This is a genomic window from Bacillus sp. EB106-02-03-XG38 (assembly GCF_058792175.1).
This window is the reverse complement of sequence record NZ_JBYTED010000008.1, coordinates 51926-71707: the sequence shown is the minus strand read 5'-3', so window position 1 is coordinate 71707 and position 19782 is coordinate 51926. Positions and strand designations below refer to the sequence as shown.

The 19782-nt window shown below is 37.1% G+C and carries 18 protein-coding genes; 12 read left to right on the top strand and 6 right to left on the bottom strand.

Annotation, left to right across the window (positions count from 1 at the left end; all coding sequences use genetic code 11):
* Positions 1 to 51: 51 nt before the first annotated feature.
* Together AC3WTI_RS25565 and AC3WTI_RS25560 are read left to right on the top strand one after the other, a co-directional pair.
* Positions 52 to 474 (top strand): universal stress protein, encoded by a 423-nt coding sequence (locus AC3WTI_RS25565; RefSeq protein ID WP_087955410.1) that lies wholly within the window; start codon positions 52 to 54, stop codon positions 472 to 474.
* A gap of 211 nt (positions 475 to 685) precedes the next feature.
* A complete protein-coding gene (locus AC3WTI_RS25560) occupies positions 686 to 811 on the top strand; it encodes a DUF4027 family protein (RefSeq protein ID WP_000738295.1) in 126 nt (41 codons plus the stop codon).
* A gap of 100 nt (positions 812 to 911) precedes the next feature.
* Here the strand turns inward: AC3WTI_RS25560 and opp4A are convergent, their stop codons facing one another.
* From opp4A to glpT, 6 genes are all read right to left on the bottom strand, one after another.
* On the bottom strand, positions 912 to 2687 hold the full coding sequence (opp4A, locus tag AC3WTI_RS25555) for an oligopeptide ABC transporter substrate-binding protein (RefSeq protein WP_087955409.1): 1776 nt from the start codon (positions 2685 to 2687) through the stop codon (positions 912 to 914).
* 12 nt (positions 2688 to 2699) lie between these two features.
* Positions 2700 to 3605 (bottom strand): ABC transporter permease, encoded by a 906-nt coding sequence (locus AC3WTI_RS25550; protein WP_087955408.1) that lies wholly within the window; start codon positions 3603 to 3605, stop codon positions 2700 to 2702.
* Between the two features lie 17 nt (positions 3606 to 3622).
* On the bottom strand, positions 3623 to 4588 hold the full coding sequence (gene opp4B / locus AC3WTI_RS25545; protein WP_087955407.1) for an oligopeptide ABC transporter permease: 966 nt from the start codon (positions 4586 to 4588) through the stop codon (positions 3623 to 3625).
* Positions 4589 to 4602: 14 nt separating this feature from the next.
* Complete coding sequence (locus AC3WTI_RS25540; protein ID WP_001196373.1) at positions 4603 to 5529, bottom strand: ABC transporter ATP-binding protein; 927 nt, start codon at positions 5527 to 5529, stop codon at positions 4603 to 4605.
* The gene (locus tag AC3WTI_RS25535) at positions 5516 to 6535 is read right to left on the bottom strand and encodes an ABC transporter ATP-binding protein (protein WP_000795376.1); all 1020 of its coding nucleotides are present in this window, start codon (positions 6533 to 6535) and stop codon (positions 5516 to 5518) included. Before AC3WTI_RS25535 ends, AC3WTI_RS25540 begins: the two co-directional genes overlap by 14 nt.
* A gap of 284 nt (positions 6536 to 6819) precedes the next feature.
* On the bottom strand, positions 6820 to 8169 hold the full coding sequence (gene glpT / locus AC3WTI_RS25530) for a glycerol-3-phosphate transporter (protein WP_087955406.1): 1350 nt from the start codon (positions 8167 to 8169) through the stop codon (positions 6820 to 6822).
* A 272-nt stretch (positions 8170 to 8441) separates the two neighbouring features.
* On the opposite strand from glpT, the gene AC3WTI_RS25525 reads away from it, so the two are divergent.
* From AC3WTI_RS25525 to inhA2, 10 genes are all read left to right on the top strand, one after another.
* Positions 8442 to 8900, top strand: coding sequence for a MarR family winged helix-turn-helix transcriptional regulator (locus tag AC3WTI_RS25525; RefSeq protein ID WP_087955405.1), 459 nt, complete (start codon positions 8442 to 8444; stop codon positions 8898 to 8900).
* A gap of 19 nt (positions 8901 to 8919) precedes the next feature.
* Positions 8920 to 10533: an MDR family MFS transporter gene (locus tag AC3WTI_RS25520; protein ID WP_048525035.1), complete on the top strand. Its 1614-nt coding sequence runs from the start codon at positions 8920 to 8922 to the stop codon at positions 10531 to 10533.
* 116 nt (positions 10534 to 10649) lie between these two features.
* Positions 10650 to 11642: a ribose operon transcriptional repressor RbsR gene (gene rbsR, locus AC3WTI_RS25515; protein ID WP_142286453.1), complete on the top strand. Its 993-nt coding sequence runs from the start codon at positions 10650 to 10652 to the stop codon at positions 11640 to 11642.
* A gap of 13 nt (positions 11643 to 11655) precedes the next feature.
* Complete coding sequence (gene rbsK, locus AC3WTI_RS25510; RefSeq protein ID WP_087955403.1) at positions 11656 to 12552, top strand: ribokinase; 897 nt, start codon at positions 11656 to 11658, stop codon at positions 12550 to 12552.
* On the top strand, positions 12549 to 12944 hold the full coding sequence (gene rbsD, locus AC3WTI_RS25505; RefSeq protein ID WP_087955402.1) for a D-ribose pyranase: 396 nt from the start codon (positions 12549 to 12551) through the stop codon (positions 12942 to 12944). The genes rbsK and rbsD overlap by 4 nt, the downstream gene beginning before the upstream one ends.
* Before the next feature lie 18 nt (positions 12945 to 12962).
* Positions 12963 to 14447 (top strand): ribose ABC transporter ATP-binding protein RbsA, encoded by a 1485-nt coding sequence (gene rbsA / locus AC3WTI_RS25500; protein WP_071759404.1) that lies wholly within the window; start codon positions 12963 to 12965, stop codon positions 14445 to 14447.
* 2 nt (positions 14448 to 14449) lie between these two features.
* Positions 14450 to 15385 carry an ABC transporter permease subunit gene (locus AC3WTI_RS25495; RefSeq protein ID WP_087955401.1) on the top strand — a complete coding sequence of 312 codons (936 nt, stop codon included), beginning with the start codon at positions 14450 to 14452 and terminating at the stop codon, positions 15383 to 15385.
* A gap of 14 nt (positions 15386 to 15399) precedes the next feature.
* Positions 15400 to 16326 carry a ribose ABC transporter substrate-binding protein RbsB gene (gene rbsB / locus AC3WTI_RS25490; RefSeq protein ID WP_087955400.1) on the top strand — a complete coding sequence of 309 codons (927 nt, stop codon included), beginning with the start codon at positions 15400 to 15402 and terminating at the stop codon, positions 16324 to 16326.
* A gap of 34 nt (positions 16327 to 16360) precedes the next feature.
* Positions 16361 to 17008, top strand: a complete 648-nt coding sequence (gene fsa, locus AC3WTI_RS25485) for a fructose-6-phosphate aldolase (protein WP_087955399.1) — start codon at positions 16361 to 16363, stop codon at positions 17006 to 17008.
* Positions 17009 to 17328: 320 nt separating this feature from the next.
* Positions 17329 to 19728, top strand: a complete 2400-nt coding sequence (gene inhA2, locus AC3WTI_RS25480) for a M6 family metalloprotease immune inhibitor InhA2 (protein ID WP_087955398.1) — start codon at positions 17329 to 17331, stop codon at positions 19726 to 19728.
* The last annotated feature ends 54 nt before the right edge of the window (positions 19729 to 19782 follow it).

Here is a 19782-nt window from a genome sequence, read left to right as displayed (position 1 = left end):
GGGGGCTTTATTATATAATACGAGTAGGATAACGAAAAGGGGATTCAGCATATGTACAAACAAATTATATTAGCATGTGACGGCTCTGAACATGCGCTTCGAGCAGCGGAACATGCAACATATATTGCGAAATGTAGCGAAGAAACAAATGTTGAAGTTGTGTACGTAGTAGATAATAGAACAGCAAAATCAGATATTATACAAGGCCAAACAGATTTAGAAACAATATCGGCTAGCCGAAAAGATAAATTAAAAGAGATTGAAGGTTTATTAAAGCAAGAGGACATTCCTTATACAATTACGATATTACATGGTGATCCTGGAGATACAATCGTTCAATATGTAAATACAGGGGATATAGACCTTGTTATAGCTGGAAGTAGAGGATTAAATACACTACAAGAGATGGTGCTTGGGAGTGTTAGTCATAAAATAGCGAAACGAGTGAAATGCCCGGTAATGATTATTAAATAAATTGAGCGAGATATTCTGTAGTGTAAGCAAGACCTTGATATAATGCGAGGTCTTTTTTTGCGTATAAAGAGGGGGAGTGCGGGCATACTAGATATATAAGTTTAAAGAGAAATTGTTAACTTACAAATTTGTAAGTTAGTTGTTAGTGAAATCGATGTTATGAAAATTATTCCATTGGTAAAATAAACATATCGAAGGGGAGAGAGGGAGGATGAAAAAGATGAAAGCATTTCAAAATTTATCATATAGCCAAGGTGTCGGTCTTATTTGTTTAGGAGGATTTGCTGCATCTGTTACGTTAGCTGTTGTAATAAAGATGATTCATCAAATCTTTTAATTTTAAAGTAAGGAAGGAATTGATTGTTATTACTAGCAAGAGAATGATGGTAAATAAAAAATAGCTCCTGGCATGTATCTTAGCGCCAGGAGCTATTTTATTATTTCTCTGTTTCTGCTTTATCGCTTGTTACGCTAACTTTACCCCACTTGTATTGATCTTCTGGTGTGTATTTATAATCTTTTACGCGGTTATTTACACCTTTTAAGTCAAATTTATAATGAAGTGGAATTAATGGTACTTCGTCGTGAACTAATTTTTGCCATTTATCGTATACATCTTTACGGTATTTTTCATCAGCAGCTTCTTTAGAAATACCTTGTTTTAATAATTCTGTGTTTTTGTCAGTAGCCCAACGTGTGTAATTGAACGCTGCCCCTTTAGCCCAAATACCAGAAGGATCTGGATCAGATCCAGTTCCCCAAGCTGCCGCAAAAAGATCAACTTTTGGATCATCTTTTTTAATCATATCGTAGAATGAGTTAAATTCATGTAAGCGGCCATCAAGAAGCTCTACTTTTAGGCCGATATCTTTCCAAGATTGAATAAAGAATTTTGCAAGTGGTTCACTTACATCGCTACCACTCATTGATAAGAAATTAGCTTTAAATTCTTTACCATTCGGATCTTCACGGAATCCATCTCCGTTCGTATCTTTATAGCCAGCCTCGTCTAATAACTTTTTAGCTTTCTCTACATCTTTATCATAGGAACCAGCTTTATTGTTATGATATTTTGGTAGAGATGGTGGAATTGGTGAGTTAGCTGGATAACGTAGGCCGTGATATAATTTTTCACCAATTTCTTTTCGATCGATAGCATACGCCATTGCTTGACGTACACGAACATCTTTAAATTTCTCCTTATCCATTACTACTTCTTCTTTTTCTTTATCCATATGGCCTAATTTAAAACCGATATAGCTATAGTATAAATCAGTTTTACCGACTAATTGCGCATTTTTTAATTTACTTACATTTGGATATTGATCTGCACTTACTTCAGCAATGTCAATATCACCATTTTTTAAGGACGCGTTAACAACGGAAGGGTTAACAACTTTTAAAACCATACTTTTCAGTTTTGGTTTTCCACCATAATAGTCATCAAAACGTTCAAATTCAACGGATTCTCCAGGAGTGATTTTCTTCACTTTAAAAGGTCCGAAACCAATTGGGTTTTTACGGATTTTATCAGATTCTGCTAATTTATCGATTGGTACATCTCCTAAGTATTTCTTGTGAAGAGGGTATGTCCACAGCCCAGTTTTCACTGAAGGATTTGGTTCTTTAAACGTAATCGAAATTGTTTTTGGATCCGTTACCTTGATACCTGAAATTTTTTCAGCCTTTCCATTATGGTAATCTTCCATACCTTCAATCATTTGCATTTGAGTGTCATAGCGAGAACCAGCATATTGTTTGTTACCAATTACTAGGTAAGAGTACTCTAAATCTTCAGCAGTAACAGGGTTTCCATCATGCCATTTTACATTATCTTTGATTTTTAATGTAATTGTCTTTTTATCTTTAGAAATTTCATATGTAGCAGCGCCATCATTCGTGTATTCCCAGTTTTCGTCATTTGATAATAAAGATTCATCGAAAATTGTAATGACTTGGTTATCAGGATCTCCTTCATATACAGCGAAGTTCAAAAGTCCTTCAAATGGTGTGTTAGAAACAAGACCATATGTTAATGAACCATCTTTCACTTCTTTTTTATCATTTTTAACATTTGTACTAAATTTATTTGTATCTACTTTTTTTGTGCTGCTCGTTTTTTCACTACCACCACTGCCCCCACATGCTGAAAGTAGTAATGTTGAAACTGCAAGTGTACTTAATACTTTGAAAAACTTTGGCTTATTTGTCATTTCTTCCACCCCTTATCCTTTTCTTTGTCTTGCGTCGGCCGAACGGCGTAGCGCTTGACCAATAAAATTTATACACAGCATCAATGTTAAAATCATGATTGATGCGGGTAACCAAATCCACCACTTCTCTTGTAAAACATCTGGATTTCTAGCATAACTAACAAGTGTACCAAGGCTCGGTGTACTTTCTGGTAGACCAAATCCTAAGAACGTTAGACCAGATTCAATACCGATGTTTCCAGCAAGGTTTAATGTAACACTAACAATGATAATTGAACTTAAATTAGGTAGTACTTGGAAAAGAATGATCTTCCAGTTTGGTGTTCCTAAAGTTTTTGATGCAGAGACATAATCGAGTTCTTTTTCAGTTAACACTTTTGAGCGAATTAACCTTGCCTTTCCTGTCCATAAGAACACGCTCATAATTAAAATGAAAGTGAAGATATTGAATGTAGGAACAAGTGTAATAAATACAATTACAAGCATTAAAAATGGTAAAACCATAACGAAGTCGATAATGCGCATAATGATATTATCAATTGCTCCTCCAAAATAACCGGCAATTAATCCAATTGAAAGACCAATGAAACAAGAAAGAATAGTAATTGCTAATCCAATTGTAAAAGAGTTACGTGTACCAATAATAAGTTGGCCGAAAATATCGCGTCCTCCGTAATCTGTTCCTAACCAATGTTCAGCAGAGGGAGGAGCATAAATAGCGAATAAATCAACTCGTACAATATCTTCTTGTTTCATAATAAAAGATGTTGCGTAGACTGCTAGTAATAAGATTGCTAGGAAAACAAGTGAAAACATTGCTAATTTATCTTTACGAAGTTCTCGCCACATAATAGAGAAACCAGAAGGGCTTTTTTCGTAATGAACAACTTCAGTTTGTTTTTCAGGGTTTGCTAACATAACGTCTGCTCCTTTCTTTAATCAATACGAATACGTGGATCGACGATGCTTAGAATAATATCTGAAAGGAGAGTTCCAAGTAACGTTGCAAATCCAGTAAACATAACGAGTGCAGTTATTACACTAAAATCGCGTTGAGAGATAGATTGTATAAATAGTTGTCCAATGCCTGGATAGCTAAAAATACTTTCTAAGAAGATGGCACCGCCAACCAATCCTGTAATTTCATAGCCTAAGAAGGCTGCAATTGGTAAGAATGAATTTCGTAAAATATGTCTAGAATAGATTTTTGATTCTGGAACACCTTTTGCTCTTACTGTACGAACAAAATCTTTATGTTTCGTATCAATAATTTCGCTTCGTAAATATTGAACAGTACCAACTGTTGCAATTAATGCGCCGGATAAAGCTGGTAAGAGAAGGTGATTCAATTTGCTTAAATAGTAAGCAAATGTACCTGTTGCAACTTGAGGATCTACGCTACCACCGGTTGGGAATATTGCAAACTTAAACCCGAATAGGAAGAGCATAATTAATGCAAATATAAATAGTGGTGTAGCAAATCCTAGATAGTTGTAAATGGTAATGAGTCGATCAGCCCATGTATCATTCCACCGCCCACTTATAACTCCTAGTGGTATGGCAATTAAATAAGTAAGAATAAGAATGACAAGTGCTAAAGATACTGTATTTCCAAGTCGTTCTCCAATTAAATCAGTTACTTTCATTTTATGTGCATAGGAAATACCGAAGTCACCTTGGACGGCATTTTTAATCCAGCGAACATATTGTGTTGTAACTGGGTCATTTAATCCAAGTTTTTCACGTTGTTCTTCAATTACTTTTGGATCCGCTTTTGGATTCATTGCTTTGCCAGTTAAGGCATCGCCTGGCATTGCCTTAGCTAATAGAAAGACAAGTACACTTAACACGAATAATTGCGGGATCATTACTAAAAATCTCCGTAATATAAACTTCCACATGTTTTATCACTCCCTTATGGTAATGCCACACGGTGCGTTGGCGAGATTGGTTTTAAATCATAAGCCCGACCGTTTTCATTGAAATAATTTTCGTATGATTTCTCGTATTCAGAGCTTACTTGTTGACGGAGCTTACGCTGTCTCTCCCTGTTTTCAGGACGAATATCAGGAATGGCTGATATTAGGCGCTTCGTATAAATATGTTGCGGATTGCTGTATATTTCTGCACTAGTTGCTTCTTCGACGATACGTCCGCGATACATAACACCGATACGATCACACATATGACGAATTACACCTAAATCATGACTAATGAATAAGTACGTTAGTCCGAGCTCAGCTTGTAAATCTTGCAAGAAGTTTAATACTTGAGCTTGTACAGAAACATCTAGTGCTGATACTGGTTCATCAGCGATAATAAGCTTCGGTTTTAATGTAAGAGCGCGTGCAATACCAATCCGCTGCCTTTGCCCACCGGAAAATTCATGTGGATATTTATAAATTGACTCTGGATTTAGACCAACTTTATCAAGATATTCTTGAACTGCTCTACGTTCTTCATCAGGTGAGAGCTTCTCAAAATTTCGAAGAGGCTCAGCAATAATGTCGAGAACACGTTTCTTCGGATTTAATGATGAATATGGATCTTGGAAAATCATTTGAATATCTTTTCGTTGTTCACGTAGCTCAGAGCGACTTAACTTTGTTAAATCTCTATTATTAAAATGAATGCTGCCCTCTGTTGCTTTCGTTAAATGCATAATTGCTTTACCAGTTGTTGATTTGCCACTTCCTGATTCACCAACGATTCCGTATGTTTCACCAGGTTGTAATTCAAAACTTACACCATCGACAGCACGCACGTAATCTAATGTGCGGCCGAAGAAACCACCTTTAATTGGAAAATGTACTTTTAAATCCTCTACTTTAAGCAGTGCCATGAGTTACGTCATCTCCTTTCTTATCTTGGAAGTTGAAATGCTTGTAGCAAGTACAACGTACCCAATGGTCTGGTTTTACTTCATGTAAAATTGGATTTTCCTCGTGTTGATCCGGTCTAATCCATGGAATTCGAGCTTGGAAACGGCAACCTGTGCGAGGAAGCTTCGCCAATGTAGGGACCACCCCTTGAATTACATGCAATTTTTCTTTTTCAGCGTACGCAGATGGAATGGAGTTTAATAGAGAACGAGTATACGGGTGAAGAGGGTTGTTAAAAATCTCTTCAACTTTTCCTGTTTCTACAACTTGTCCAGCGTACATAACGACGATACGATCGGCTGTTTCTGCGACAACACTTAAATCATGAGTAATTAAAATAATGCCCATTTTCGTTTGTTCTTGAATAGATTTTAGTAAGTCTAAAATTTGTGCTTGGATGGTTACGTCAAGAGCCGTTGTTGGCTCATCCGCAATAATGAGTGCTGGGTTACAAGCAATTGCAATTGCGATAACAATTCTTTGTCTCATTCCGCCAGATAATTCGTGTGGGTATTGTTTATATGTAAGTTCTGGTTTTGGAATACCAACTTGATGAAGTAGTTCTAGGGTGCGTTCTTTCTTTTCAACTTTTGAAAGACTTGTGTGGTAGTCTAAGTTTTCTTCGATCTGTTTTCCAACTGTCATAAGAGGATCAAGTGCTGTAAGAGGTTCTTGGAAAATCATACCGATGTTGGATCCGCGTACTTTGTTCATTTCTGCGGCTGACATAGTCAGTAAATCTTTATCTCTATAGTTAAGCTGCCCTTGTAATTTTGTATTTGCTTCATTATGCAGTCGCATAATGGAAAGGGCAAGTGCACTTTTTCCGCAACCTGATTCACCAACTATCGCGACAATTTCATTTTCATGGACTGTTAACGACACATCATCAACTGCTGCATGATATTGATCTTGTATGCGAAAGGAAGTCTGTAAGTTTTCAATGCGAAGAAGTGGATTCTTCATGGCTATCCCTCCATCTTTTCAGAAAAGACTAAATATTTTGTATGTTGTTGTTATTTTAATATAAATTGACAATGTTTGACAAGAAAAAGTTAATAAAATATTCAAAAATCTTTTTATACAAAAATTGAATGCAGTTGTATTAGTAGTTGAAGTAATTTGAAAACGCTAACATATATAGGTTAGGAGAATAAATCTTTTGTAAGAAAAAGGTATTATATGTAGAAAAAAGAGAGGTGTTCTGGAAAGAACAGTCTCTCTTTTTTTGATAAGAATAATATTAGTATTTAAGCGTGCTTTTGTTTTGCAGAGCCTGTTTTTAAAGTAAGAGCAAGGAAGAACATTGCAAGTACACAAGATGCAAGTAATAAGATGAACCCGCCATCCCATCCGAATGCATCTACGATAAAGCCCATAGCGGCACTAGCGAAAGCAGCTCCACCTAAGTAACCGAAGAAGCCAGTTAATCCCGCTGCAGTTCCAGCCGCTTTCTTTGGTGCTAAGTCAAGTGCATGTAGACCGATTAACATAACAGGTCCGTAAATTAAAAATCCAATCGCGACAAGTGCGATACTATCAACCATTGGATTACCAGGAGGATTTAACCAGTAAACAAGAACGGCGATAAATACACCAACCATAAATAAAATACCAGCAGGTGCGCGGCGTCCTTTAAATAGTTTATCACTCATCCAGCCACAAAGAAGTGTACCCGGAATACCAGCCCATTCATATAGAGCGTAAGCTGTACGTGAGCTACTATGAGTAAAGCTTTTTTCTTCTACTAAATAAGTAGGAGCCCAGTCTACAACACCGTAGCGAACGAAATAAACAAAAACGTTCGCGATAGCGATGTACCATAAAAATTTATTGTTTAGTACGTATTTAAATAAAATTTCCTTTGCCGAAAGTTCACGTTCTCGGTCTTGTACTTTTTCATCTGGTGGATATTCTCCAGTATGTTCTTCAATAGAAGGTAATCCGCAAGATTGAGGTGTATCTTTCATCGTAATTAACACATAAATACCAACTAAAATTGAAAGAATACCTGGGAAGTAAAAAATACTATGCCAGTCATTTGCAAAGAAATATAACCCTAATGTTACAAGAGAAGGCATAAGTGCGCCGCCGACATTATGAGCGACGTTCCAAATAGACATTTTTGTACCACGTTCACTAATAGAGAACCAGTGAACCATCGTACGGCCACAAGGAGGCCATCCCATACCTTGTACCCATCCGTTTAAAAACTGAAGTACAAACATAAGTATAATGCTCGTTGTAATGAAAGAAAATGAGCCGAAAATAATATTAATGATACCTGATAAAAATAGCCCAGCTGCTAAAAAGTAGCGAGGATTACAACGGTCGGATACGATACCCATAAGAAATTTACTTAATCCGTAAGCGATAGAAACTGCTGAAAGGATAACCCCAAGTTCCCCTTTACTAAAGCCTTGTTCGAGTAAGTATGGCATTGCTAGTGAAAAGTTTTTTCGAACAAAATAATAACCTGCATAACCGATGAAGATACCTAAGAATACTTGTAAACGTAATTTACGGTATTCACTATCAACGCGATCAGCTGGTAAGCGTTCCGCGTGGGGCGCAGGTTTAAAGAATTGTGTGAAAAACATAAAATGAAAATCCTCCCCTAATTAATTCGAAGTGTTGTAAGGCAGAGAGAATATAAAAAGGCCATGAAATATAAAAAAGTTTCCTTTTTTATGATTCATAGCCGTGTACTCCGATTCTCCGTGACTGTCAATATTAACTTCGTCGAAAATTATACAACTTTGTGACAAAATTGTAAACGTTTTTATAAATAAAAAGTGTTGACGGATTTTGTTCGCGGGATTAATATTTAAATACGTTAAATATTTCATTGTTTAAATAAGAGGTGGATAACATGCCAAATGATATGACGCATATCGATAAAATTCAAGCTCTTGCCTTTTCGATTGGAAAGAAAATGCAGACGGAGTTATTAGAACAAATGCAAGCAACAGGACTTACACCACCGCAGTTTTATATTTTAAAGATTTTAGATCATTATGGAGCTTCAAGGGCGACAAAATTAGCAAAAAAGATGTATGTAAAGCCTAGTGCAATTACAGTGATGATTGATCGCCTAATTGACCAAGAGCTTGTAGAGCGCTATCACGACAAAGATGACCGTCGTGTTGTCGTCATTGAGTTAACAAAAAAGGGGAAATCTAGAGTAGAAGAGGCAATGATCGCTCGTAATGAGCACCTTGCAAAATACTTCTCACATTTAGAATTACAAGAAAGAGAAGACTTGTTACGCCTCTTTGAGAAGTTAGAAACAATTATTTGCGGGTCACAAGAGAAAAAAGAGAATAAATAAGAGGAATTGAGGAGATTACATGGAGCAACAAGAAAACATAAATAGAAAGTTGCTGTTAATTGGTTTAATAATCGCGATGCTATTTGCTGCATTAGATGGAACAATCGTTGGTACAGCAATGCCGCGTATCGTCGGTGAACTAGGCGGATTAAGCTTAATGACGTGGTTAACAACGGCTTATATGTTAACATCAACGACAGTTGTACCAATTGCAGGTAAATTAGCGGATTTACTTGGCCGTCGTAACGTATATATAACAGGACTAGTTATCTTTATGGTTGGTTCGGCGTTATGTGGTATGGCAAATGGTATGACAGAATTAATTATTTTCCGTGGTATTCAAGGTCTTGGTGGCGGTATTATGATGCCAATGGCTATGATTATTATCGGAGATATGTTCACGGGAAAAGAACGTGCAAAATGGCAAGGTATTTTTGGTGCGTTATACGGTCTTGCTTCTGTAATTGGACCACAAGTTGGTGGTTGGATTGTAGACGCAGTGAACTGGAGATGGGTATTCTACATTAACTTACCAGTTGGTATTTTAGCAACAATCTTTATTGCAATGGGATTAAAATCACATAAACAAACAGGACCAATTAAAATTGATATCGCTGGAATTTTCACGATGATTCTCGGTGTTGTAAGTTTATTACTTGCATTAACGTTTGGCGGAAAAGATTACCCATGGGATTCTTGGCAAATTATCGGTTTATTTGCATTAGCTCTAATTGGTATCGTTAGCTTTATTATCGTTGAAACGAAGGCAGAAGAACCGATTTTACCGATGCATTTCTTTAAAAATCGCACATTTACATTACTGAATGCGATTGGATTCTTTATGAGCATTGGAATGTTCGGTGCAATTATGTTCGTACCATTCTTCATGCAAGGAATTGTAGGAGTAAGTGCTGCTGAATCAGGAACAATTATGACGCCAATGATGATTACAATGATTGTGATGAGTATTATCGGCGGGCAACTTGTATTAAAAGTTGGTGTAAAACCACAAATTATTACAGGAATGCTTATAATGGCTGGAGGATTCTGGTTATTAACAACGATGGATATGCACACAACTAAATTAACTGCAACGTCTTATATGATGGTTATCGGTTTAGGCATGGGTCTTGTAATGCCAACATTAACATTAGCATTACAAGAAAGCTTCCCGAAAAAAGACCTTGGTGTCGTAACATCATCAAGTCAGTTCTTCCGTCAAATTGGTGGAACATTTGGTATTACAATTTTAGGATCAATTATGAATAACACTTCAGGTACAACATTAACAAAGAATTTAGTACCTGTATTAGATACGTTCCCGAAAGAAGCGGGACAAATGGTAACGAAATTTAAAGATATGATTCATACAGATCCACAAGGTTTATATTCGATGCTATTTAGTCCAGAGGCATTAAAACAAATGCCAGAAGCGTTTGCTAACAGCATTGTACCAATTTTGAAAAATTCTTTAGTAGACTCACTTCATACTGTATTCTTAACAGGATTAGTATTTATCGTGGTAGGCGCTATCTTTACGATTTTCTTACAGAAGATTAAATTGTCAGATCGTAAAAAAGATGCTGAAGAGCCAGCTACAGAGGAGAAAGAACAAACTGTATCCTATTCGTAATGAAAAAGCATCGCCTTATGGCGGTGCTTTTTTGAGTATAACCTTAAAAGCTTTTTCGTGAGAAATGATTGACGTATTTCTAGAAATACGTTATATTATTTTCTGTAAACGGTTACATGAAATGGAGAGAGAAAAGAATGAGTACGATTAAAGACGTTGCAAAATTAGCGGGAGTATCTGTTGCGACCGTTTCCAGAGTGTTAAATAAAAATGGATATGTTCATGAAGATACATTAAAGAAAGTAGAACGAGCGATTGAGATGCTAGATTATAAACCTAGTACAGTAGCGCGTTCACTGTATAATAAAAAATCTCGTTTAATTGGCTTAGTTGTTCCAAATATCGTGAATCCATTCTTTCCAGAAGTTGCGCGTGCCGTAGAAGATGTAGCTCATAAGCAAGGATACACAGTTGTACTTTGTAACTCTGATGAAAGTTTAGAAAAAGAAAAGCAATATATTGATGTACTTAGGCAAAATAATGTGGACGGATTTATTGTAGCAACAAATCCACAAAATAGCGTTAATTACATGAATTTGTCAGTACCAGTTGTTGCAATTGACCGTATGTTTAATGAGCGTATACCTGCTGTGTATGCAGATAACTATGCGGGAAGTCAGGCAGCGACAAAGTTATTAATAGATAAAGGCTGTAAACATATTGCGCATATTCGCGGACCGCGTGACGTAAGCACCGCTAATGAACGATTTGAAGGCTTTATAGACGTTATTACGCAAAATAATCTTTCTTATATGATTGCAGAGAGTACATTTGATCCAGCTAATAGTGAGCGTGTAGCGGTGGAGTTATTAGAAGAGTACCCACATATCGATGGAATTGTTGCCGGTAATGATTTAATTGCAATAGGTATTGTAAAGGCTGCACTTCAAAAGGGGATTTCTATTCCAGATGATTTACAAATTATCGGATTCGATGGAATTTCTTTAACAGAGATGATGTATCCATCTATTACAACTGTTGCACAGCCAATTTATGAGATGGGGAAAATTGCAACAGAACTGCTGTTAGAGCAGATGGAAGGAAACATATTAGAAGAGAAACACTATCGTTTACCGATTGAAATTATAGAACGAAATACAACGAAGTAAGGAGATGAAACAGATGCCAAATATTGCAGTAGTAGGTAGTATTTCAATGGACTTAGTGGCCGTTTCAAAAAAGCGTCCGAAAGCAGGAGAAACAGTAATTGGTGAAGCTTTTCATACAATTCCAGGAGGAAAAGGAGCGAACCAAGCGGTTGCTGCAGCTAGATTAGGCGCAAATGTAGCAATGGTTGGAGCGGTAGGAAACGATAATTATGGAACTGTAGTGAGGAAAAATTTAGAGAACGAACGTGTTTTTATCGACTATGTGGTACCGGTTACAGATACAGCGACAGGAATTGCTCATATCGTTTTAGCAGAAGAGGATAACAGTATTGTTGTCGTGCAAGGGGCGAATGCTCTTGTAAACGAGTCGATTGTAGATCGTTCAAAAGATCTTCTTATAAAAGCAGATATGGTTGTTCTTCAACTAGAGATCCCACTTGAAACAGTAAAATATGTATTAGCCATTTGTGAGGAACACAAAGTCCCAGTTATGTTAAATCCAGCGCCAGCACAAGTGTTATCAGAAGATATATTAGAAAAGGCAACTTATATTACGCCAAATGAACATGAGTGCCGCATCGTATTAGATGATTTCACATCACCAATTGAAGAGTTACTAGCTAAATATCCAAATAAACTATTGATGACAGAAGGTTCTAACGGTGTTCGTTTCCATAATGGTACGGAGATTGTCCATGTTCCTAGCATTGCTGTTGATGTAGTAGATACGACTGGAGCTGGTGATACATTCAATGGTGCATTAGCAGTTGCACTTTCTGAAGGAGAAACACTTCAAAAAGCAATTCGTTTTGCAAATATTGCTGGTGGTCTTTCTGTAACGAAGCTTGGGGCGCAAGGTGGTATGCCAACGAGAGATAAAGTACGTGAAGTGCAGGTGATTGTCGGATGAAAAAGCACGGTGTATTAAACAGTGAGATTGCATCTGTTCTTGCTTCACTGGGGCATACAGATACGATTGTAATCGCAGACTGCGGGTTACCAATTCCTGACGGAGTAAAGCGAATTGATTTAGCAGTTGAGCTTGGAAAACCTAGTTTTTTAGACGTATTGCAGGTGGTAGCTGATGATATGGCAATTGAAAAAGTAACGTTAGCAGAAGAAGTCATTAACACTAATGCGGAAGTAAATAAAGAGATTGAGATGAAATTAATAGAGCCAGCGTTTGAATATGTATCGCATGAACAATTTAAAGAGCATACAAAGAAAGCGAAGGCAATTATTCGTACAGGAGAGGCTACTCCTTATGCCAATGTAATTTTACATGCAGGCGTGATTTTTTAATAAAGGGAAGTGATGAGAATGCGTATTGAAATGAAAAATATTTCAAAGGCGTTCAATGGCAATCCTGTTTTGAAGAGTGCACAATTTATGATTGAAACAGGAGAAGTCCATGCATTGATGGGAGAAAATGGAGCGGGGAAATCAACGCTCATGAAGATTTTAACAGGTGTATATAAAAGAGATGGTGGAACAATCACGATTGATGGACAAGAACGAACTTTTAAAAATGCGAAAGAAGCTGAAGAGTACGGCATTGCATTTATACATCAAGAATTGAACATATTATCGAATTTAACAGTAGCTGAAAATATGTTTCTCGGTAAAGAGTTGATGTATGGGAAGACAGGTATTTTGCGTACGCGTCAAATGAATGCGATTGCGCAGCAGCAACTGGCGAAGTTAGGGTTACATGTAAAAGGTGCTATGTTGGCAGGAGAGTTATCGGTTGGACAACAGCAAATTATCGAAATTGCAAAAGCGTTAATGACAAATGCTAGCGTTATTATTATGGATGAACCTACAGCTGCATTAACAGATCGTGAAATTGAAACGTTGTTTACTGTTATTAATCAATTACGTAAAGAAGGCGTTTCGTTCGTTTATATCTCACACCGAATGGAAGAAATTTTTTCAATCTGTGATGCCATTACAATTTTACGTGATGGGGAATACGTCGGAAAGAGATCCATTCCGGAAACATCGTTTGATGAAGTAGTGAGTATGATGGTGGGGCGCAGCATTGGTGAACGTTACCCAGAACGAAATAGTCAAATTGGCGATGTTATTTTTGAAATGCGTAATGGAACGAAAAAAGGGAAGTTTGAAAATGTATCGTTTCAAGTGAGAAAAGGTGAAATCCTTGGTGTTGCTGGCTTGATGGGAGCTGGCCGTACAGATATTATGAAAGCGATATTTGGATACGAACCTTTAGATTCTGGCCAAATTTTCATAAATGGACAAGAAGTAAAGATTGATAGTCCGATAGATGCGATTAGACAAAGAATAGCTTTTATTACAGAGGATAGAAAATCTGAAGGATTAGTGTTAGATTTCTCAATTCGAGAAAATTTAGCTTTACCGAATTTAGAAAGTCTTTCAAAGGGAAGTGTCTTAAGTAACGAACTAGAGCAACAGTTTACAGCGGATATGATGAAGCTGCTTAATGTAAAAGCATCTAGTGGAGAGCAAGCAGTGAAATCTCTTTCTGGTGGGAATCAGCAAAAGGTTGTTATTGCAAAATGGCTAGGTATCCACCCGCAGTTACTCATTTTAGATGAGCCAACAAGGGGTGTCGATGTTGGAGCGAAAAAAGAAATTTACTCTATTATGAATAAGCTTACTGAGCAAGGCGATGCCGTTATTATGGTATCATCTGAGCTTCCAGAAGTTTTAGGAATGAGTGATCGAGTTCTTGTTATTCATGAAGGAAAAGTCGGCGGCATTTTAGGGAAAGATGAGGCATCACAAGAGTCTATTATGGCACTAGCTACAGGGGGAGAGTAAGGATGGCTAAGAAGGGGAATGTATTACAACAACTCGGTTCTTTAATCGGTTTAGTATTAATTATCATCGTAATTACAGCTTTAAATCCAGCATTTATTGAAATTCCAAATTTATTTAATATACTGCGTCAAGTATCGATTAATGCGCTTATTGCATTCGGAATGACCTTTGTAATTTTAACAGGGGGTATTGACTTATCGGTAGGTTCTATTTTAGCATTAGCAAGTGCACTTGTTGCTGGAATGATGGCAAGTGGCATGGACCCGTTTCTTGCAATGGCAGTTGGATTATTGGCTGGTCTTGTAATGGGGATTGTAAACGGTATCATTATTGCGAAGGGAAAAGTAGCTCCATTTATTGCGACGTTAGCAACAATGACTATTTTTCGTGGGTTGACGCTTGTTTATATGGACGGACGTCCGATCACTGGTCTTGGTGATCATTTAATGTTCCAAATGTTTGGCCGCGGTTATTTTCTCGGTATTCCGGTACCAGCTGTTACAATGATGATCGCTTTCGCAGTACTGTACTTCATTTTGAAGAAAACGACATTTGGTCGTCGTACATTTGCAATTGGTGGAAATGAAGAAGCAGCAGCACTATCGGGTATTAATGTTACGAGAATTAAAGTAATGATTTACGGTCTTTCCGGAATTTTGGCAGCGCTTGCAGGTATTGTCTTAACATCACGACTAGATTCTGCACAACCAACTGCAGGTACTTCTTACGAATTAGATGCAATTGCAGCAGTTGTATTAGGTGGAACAAGTCTTTCTGGGGGAAGAGGATGGATTGTTGGTACATTCATCGGTGTACTTATTATCGGTGTACTAAATAACGGTTTAAATTTATTAGGTGTATCTTCTTTCTTCCAACAAGTTGTAAAAGGACTTGTAATCTTACTAGCTGTATTAATTGATCGTCGAAAAGAAGCGTAATGGAGGGACAGTTCATGAAGAAATGGTTACTTATACTCGTTGCATCTATTATGGTCATTACTGCTGGTTGTTCAATGGAACCACCAGAATGGGCAAAGGATTCTGGCGATAAAGGTCGAAATAAAACTATTAAAGTTGGATTCTCTGTTTCAACTTTAAACAATCCATTTTTTGTGACTTTGAAAAAAGGGGCAGAAAAGAAAGCGAAAGAAAGTGGCATTGAATTGATTGCTGTTGATGCGCAAAATGATGCAGCAAAGCAAACGAACGATGTTGAAGATTTAATTCAAAAAGGTGTCGATGTAGTTGTTATTAATCCAACCGATTCAGATGCTGTTGCTTCAGCGGTAAGTGCGGCAAATGCAGCGAATGTTCCTGTTATTACAGTAGACCGCGTTGCAAATTCAGGTAAAGTTGTTTCTCACATTGCCTCTAATAATATTGAAGGTGGTCAAATGGCTAGTGATTACATGCGTGAATTAGTTGGCGAGGGAGCAAACGTTGCTGAATTAGAAGGAATTCCTGGATCTTCTGCTGCTCGTGAGCGCGGGAAAGGATTCCATAACGTAGCGGATAAGTCTTTAAAAGTAGTTGCTAAACAAGCGGCTGATTTTGATAGAGCAAAAGGGTTATCTGTTATGGAAAACATTTTACAAGCAAATGGTGATATTAAAGCCGTGTTTGCGCATAACGACGAAATGGCATTAGGGGCACTTGAAGCATTGAAATCTGCTGGAAAAACGGATGTAGTCGTTGTTGGATTTGATGCAACAGAAGATGCTGTAAAAGCGGTTAAAGATGGGCGTATGGCTGCAACAGTTGCTCAAAAACCGGAATTAATCGGGGAGAAGGCGATGCAAACAGCAAAAGAGATCACACAAGGTAAAAAAGTGGACAAATCTATTCCGATTGAATTAGAGATTATTAAGAAAAATAAATAAATATAAAATGAAAATTAGGAAGGAAGAATAACAAATGAAATTCTTTATTGATACAGCAAACATTAACGAAATTAAAGAGGCAAATGCATTAGGCGTATTAGCTGGAGTAACGACAAATCCATCACTTGTAGCAAAAGAAGGCGTAGATTTCCACGAGCGCATTCGTGAAATTTGCAGTGTTGTAGAAGGTCCTGTAAGTGCAGAAGTAATTAGCTTAGAAGCTGATAAAATGATTGAAGAAGGAAAAGAATTAGCAAAAATTGCTCCAAACGTTGTTGTAAAAGTTCCGATGACAACAGAAGGTTTAAAAGCAGTAAAAGCATTCTCTGACTTAGGAATTCGTACAAACGTTACATTAGTATTCTCAGCGGTTCAAGCATTACTTGCAGCTCGTGCTGGTGCAACATACGTTTCACCATTCTTAGGTCGCTTAGACGATATCGGTCATAACGGTATGGACCTAATCCGCCAAATCGCAGAAATCTTTGCCATTCACGGCATCGAAACAGAAATCATTGCAGCATCTGTACGTCACAGTGTTCACGTAACAGAAGCAGCATTAAACGGTTCACATATTGCAACAATCCCAGCAAACGTAATTGCTTCATTAGTGAAGCATCCATTAACAGATCAAGGAATTGAGAAATTCTTAGCTGATTGGGAAAAAACACAAGAGAAATAATAGAAAATCGAGAATCCTAGTTTAATTGACTAGGGTTCTTTTTTTATTTAAAAGAATTTTCATGCAATTTTGCATATTGTCTTTTAAATTTGTTATATAAGCTATTTAATATATATCAAATCACTTTTTATTTTTCATATTTCGACATAAAAAGGTAGAGGTTCTGACCAGAAAACTGGAGGGCATGATTCTATAACAGAAAGCTTAATGTTTATAGAATTATGCCTTTTTATATAGGGAGGGTAGTAAACAGGGATTTCGACAAAAATGCACCGATTTATCTGAATTTTAAGTTTTGTATATAAAAGGAGAGAAATAGAATGAGAAGAAAAGCGCCATTTAAAGTGTTATCATCTTTAGCAATTGCGGCAATTATCGGATGTACATCTGTAATGAGTACTCCGCTCGCATACGCAGAAACGCTAGCAAAAGAGAAAGAAAATGTATCTACAACACCAATTGATTACAATTTAATTCAAGAAGATCGTTTAGCGGAAGCACTGAAGGAAAGAGGAACAATAAATCCAGCCTCTTCTAAAGAAGAGACGAAAAAGGCTGTAGAAAAGTATATTGAAAAGAAACAAGGCGATCAGGCAAATAAAGAAATTCTTCCAGCGGATACTGCTAAAGAGGCATCTGATTTCGTGAAAAAAGTAAAAGAGAAGAAAATGGAAGAAAAGGAGAAAGTAAAGAAACCTGAAAAAAATGTGAGTCCTGAGCAAAAACCTGAACCAAATAAAAAGCAATTGAATGGACAAGTTCCAACTTCTAAAGCAAAGCAAGCGCCGTATAAGGGATCTGTTCGAACAGATAAAGTATTAGTATTACTCGTTGAATTTAGTGATTATAAACATAATAATATTGATCAAACGCCAGGGTATATGTATTCGAATGACTTTAGTAGAGAGCATTATCAAAAAATGTTATTTGGTAATGAACCGTACACGTTATTTGATGGTTCGAAAGTAAAAACGTTTAAACAATACTATGAAGAGCAGTCTGGTGGTAGTTATACGACAGATGGATATGTAACGGAGTGGCTAACTGTCCCAGGAAAAGCATCTGATTATGGAGCTGATGGTAGCAGTGGTCACGATAATAAGGGTCCGAAAGGCGCACGTGATTTAGTGAAAGAAGCTTTGCATGCAGCTGCTGAGAAAGGACTAGATTTATCCCAGTTTGATCAATTTGATAGATATGATACAAACGGGGACGGGAATCAAAATGAACCTGACGGTGTAATTGATCATTTAATGGTAATCCATGCTGGTGTTGGTCAAGAAGCTGGTGGCGGTAAATTAGGTGATGATGCAATCTGGTCACATCGTTCAAAATTAGCAGTAGATCCAGTAGCGATTGAAGGTACGAAATCAAAGGTAGAATACTTTGGTGGTAAAGTAGCAGCACATGATTACACAATTGAACCAGAAGATGGAGCAGTAGGTGTATTTGCACATGAATTTGGACATGACCTTGGCTTACCGGATGAATATGACACGAAATATACGGGAACTGGTTCACCTGTCGAAGCTTGGTCATTAATGAGTGGAGGTAGCTGGACAGGGAAAATTGCAGGAACAGAGCCAACTAGTTTCTCACCACAAAATAAAGACTTCTTACAAAAGAATATGGGTGGCAACTGGGTAAAAATTTTAGAAGTAGATTACGATAAAATTAAGCGTGGTGTAGGAGTTCCTACATATATCGATCAAAGTGTTACGAAATCAAATCGTCCAGGCGTTGTACGTGTTAACTTACCAGGTAAAAGTGTTGAAACGCTTAAACCGGAGTTTGGAAAGCATGCATATTATAGTACAAGAGGCGATGATATGCATACAACGTTAGAGACACCATTCTTTGATTTAACAAAAGGAACAAATGCAAAATTCGATTATAAAGCAAATTATGAGTTAGAAGCAGAGTGCGATTTCGTCGAAGTACATGCAGTAACAGAAGATGGAACGAAGACGTTAATTGATAGACTTGGAGAAAAAGTAGTCCAAGGAGATAAAGATACAACAGATGGGAAATGGATTGATAAATCATATGATTTAAGTCAATTTAAAGGCAAAAAAGTGAAACTACAATTCGACTATATTACAGATCCGGCTGTAACATATAAAGGTTTTGCGATGGATAATGTAAATGTAACTGTTGATGGACAAGTTGTATTTTCTGATGATGCAGAAGGACAGTCTAAAATGAATGTAAATGGTTTTGTTGTTTCTGATGGGACAGAGAAGAAAGCTCATTACTACTACTTAGAATGGAGAAACTATGCGGGATCAGATAATGGATTAAAAGCAGGAAAAGGTCCAGTGTATAATACAGGTCTTGTCGTTTGGTATGCAGATGATAGCTTTAAAGATAACTGGGTTGGGATGCATCCAGGTGAAGGATTCCTTGGTGTTGTTGACTCTCATCCAGAAGCGCTAGTTGGTAATTTAAACGGGAAACCAGCATACGGTAATACGGGCATGCAAATTGCAGATGCTGCATTTTCATTTGATAAAACACCAGCATGGAGTGTAAATTCATTAACACGTGGTCAGTTTAACTATTCTGGATTACAAGGTGTTACAACTTTTGATGATTCAAAAGTATATAGTAACAAGCAAATTGCAGACGCAGGGAGAAAAGTTCCAAACCTTGGACTTAAATTCCAAGTTGTTGGACAGGCAGAAGATAAATCGGCAGGCGCTGTTTGGATTAAACGTTAATAACAGAAAAGCACATTCTTCATATGAAGAGTGTGCTTTTTAATTTGTACAGTA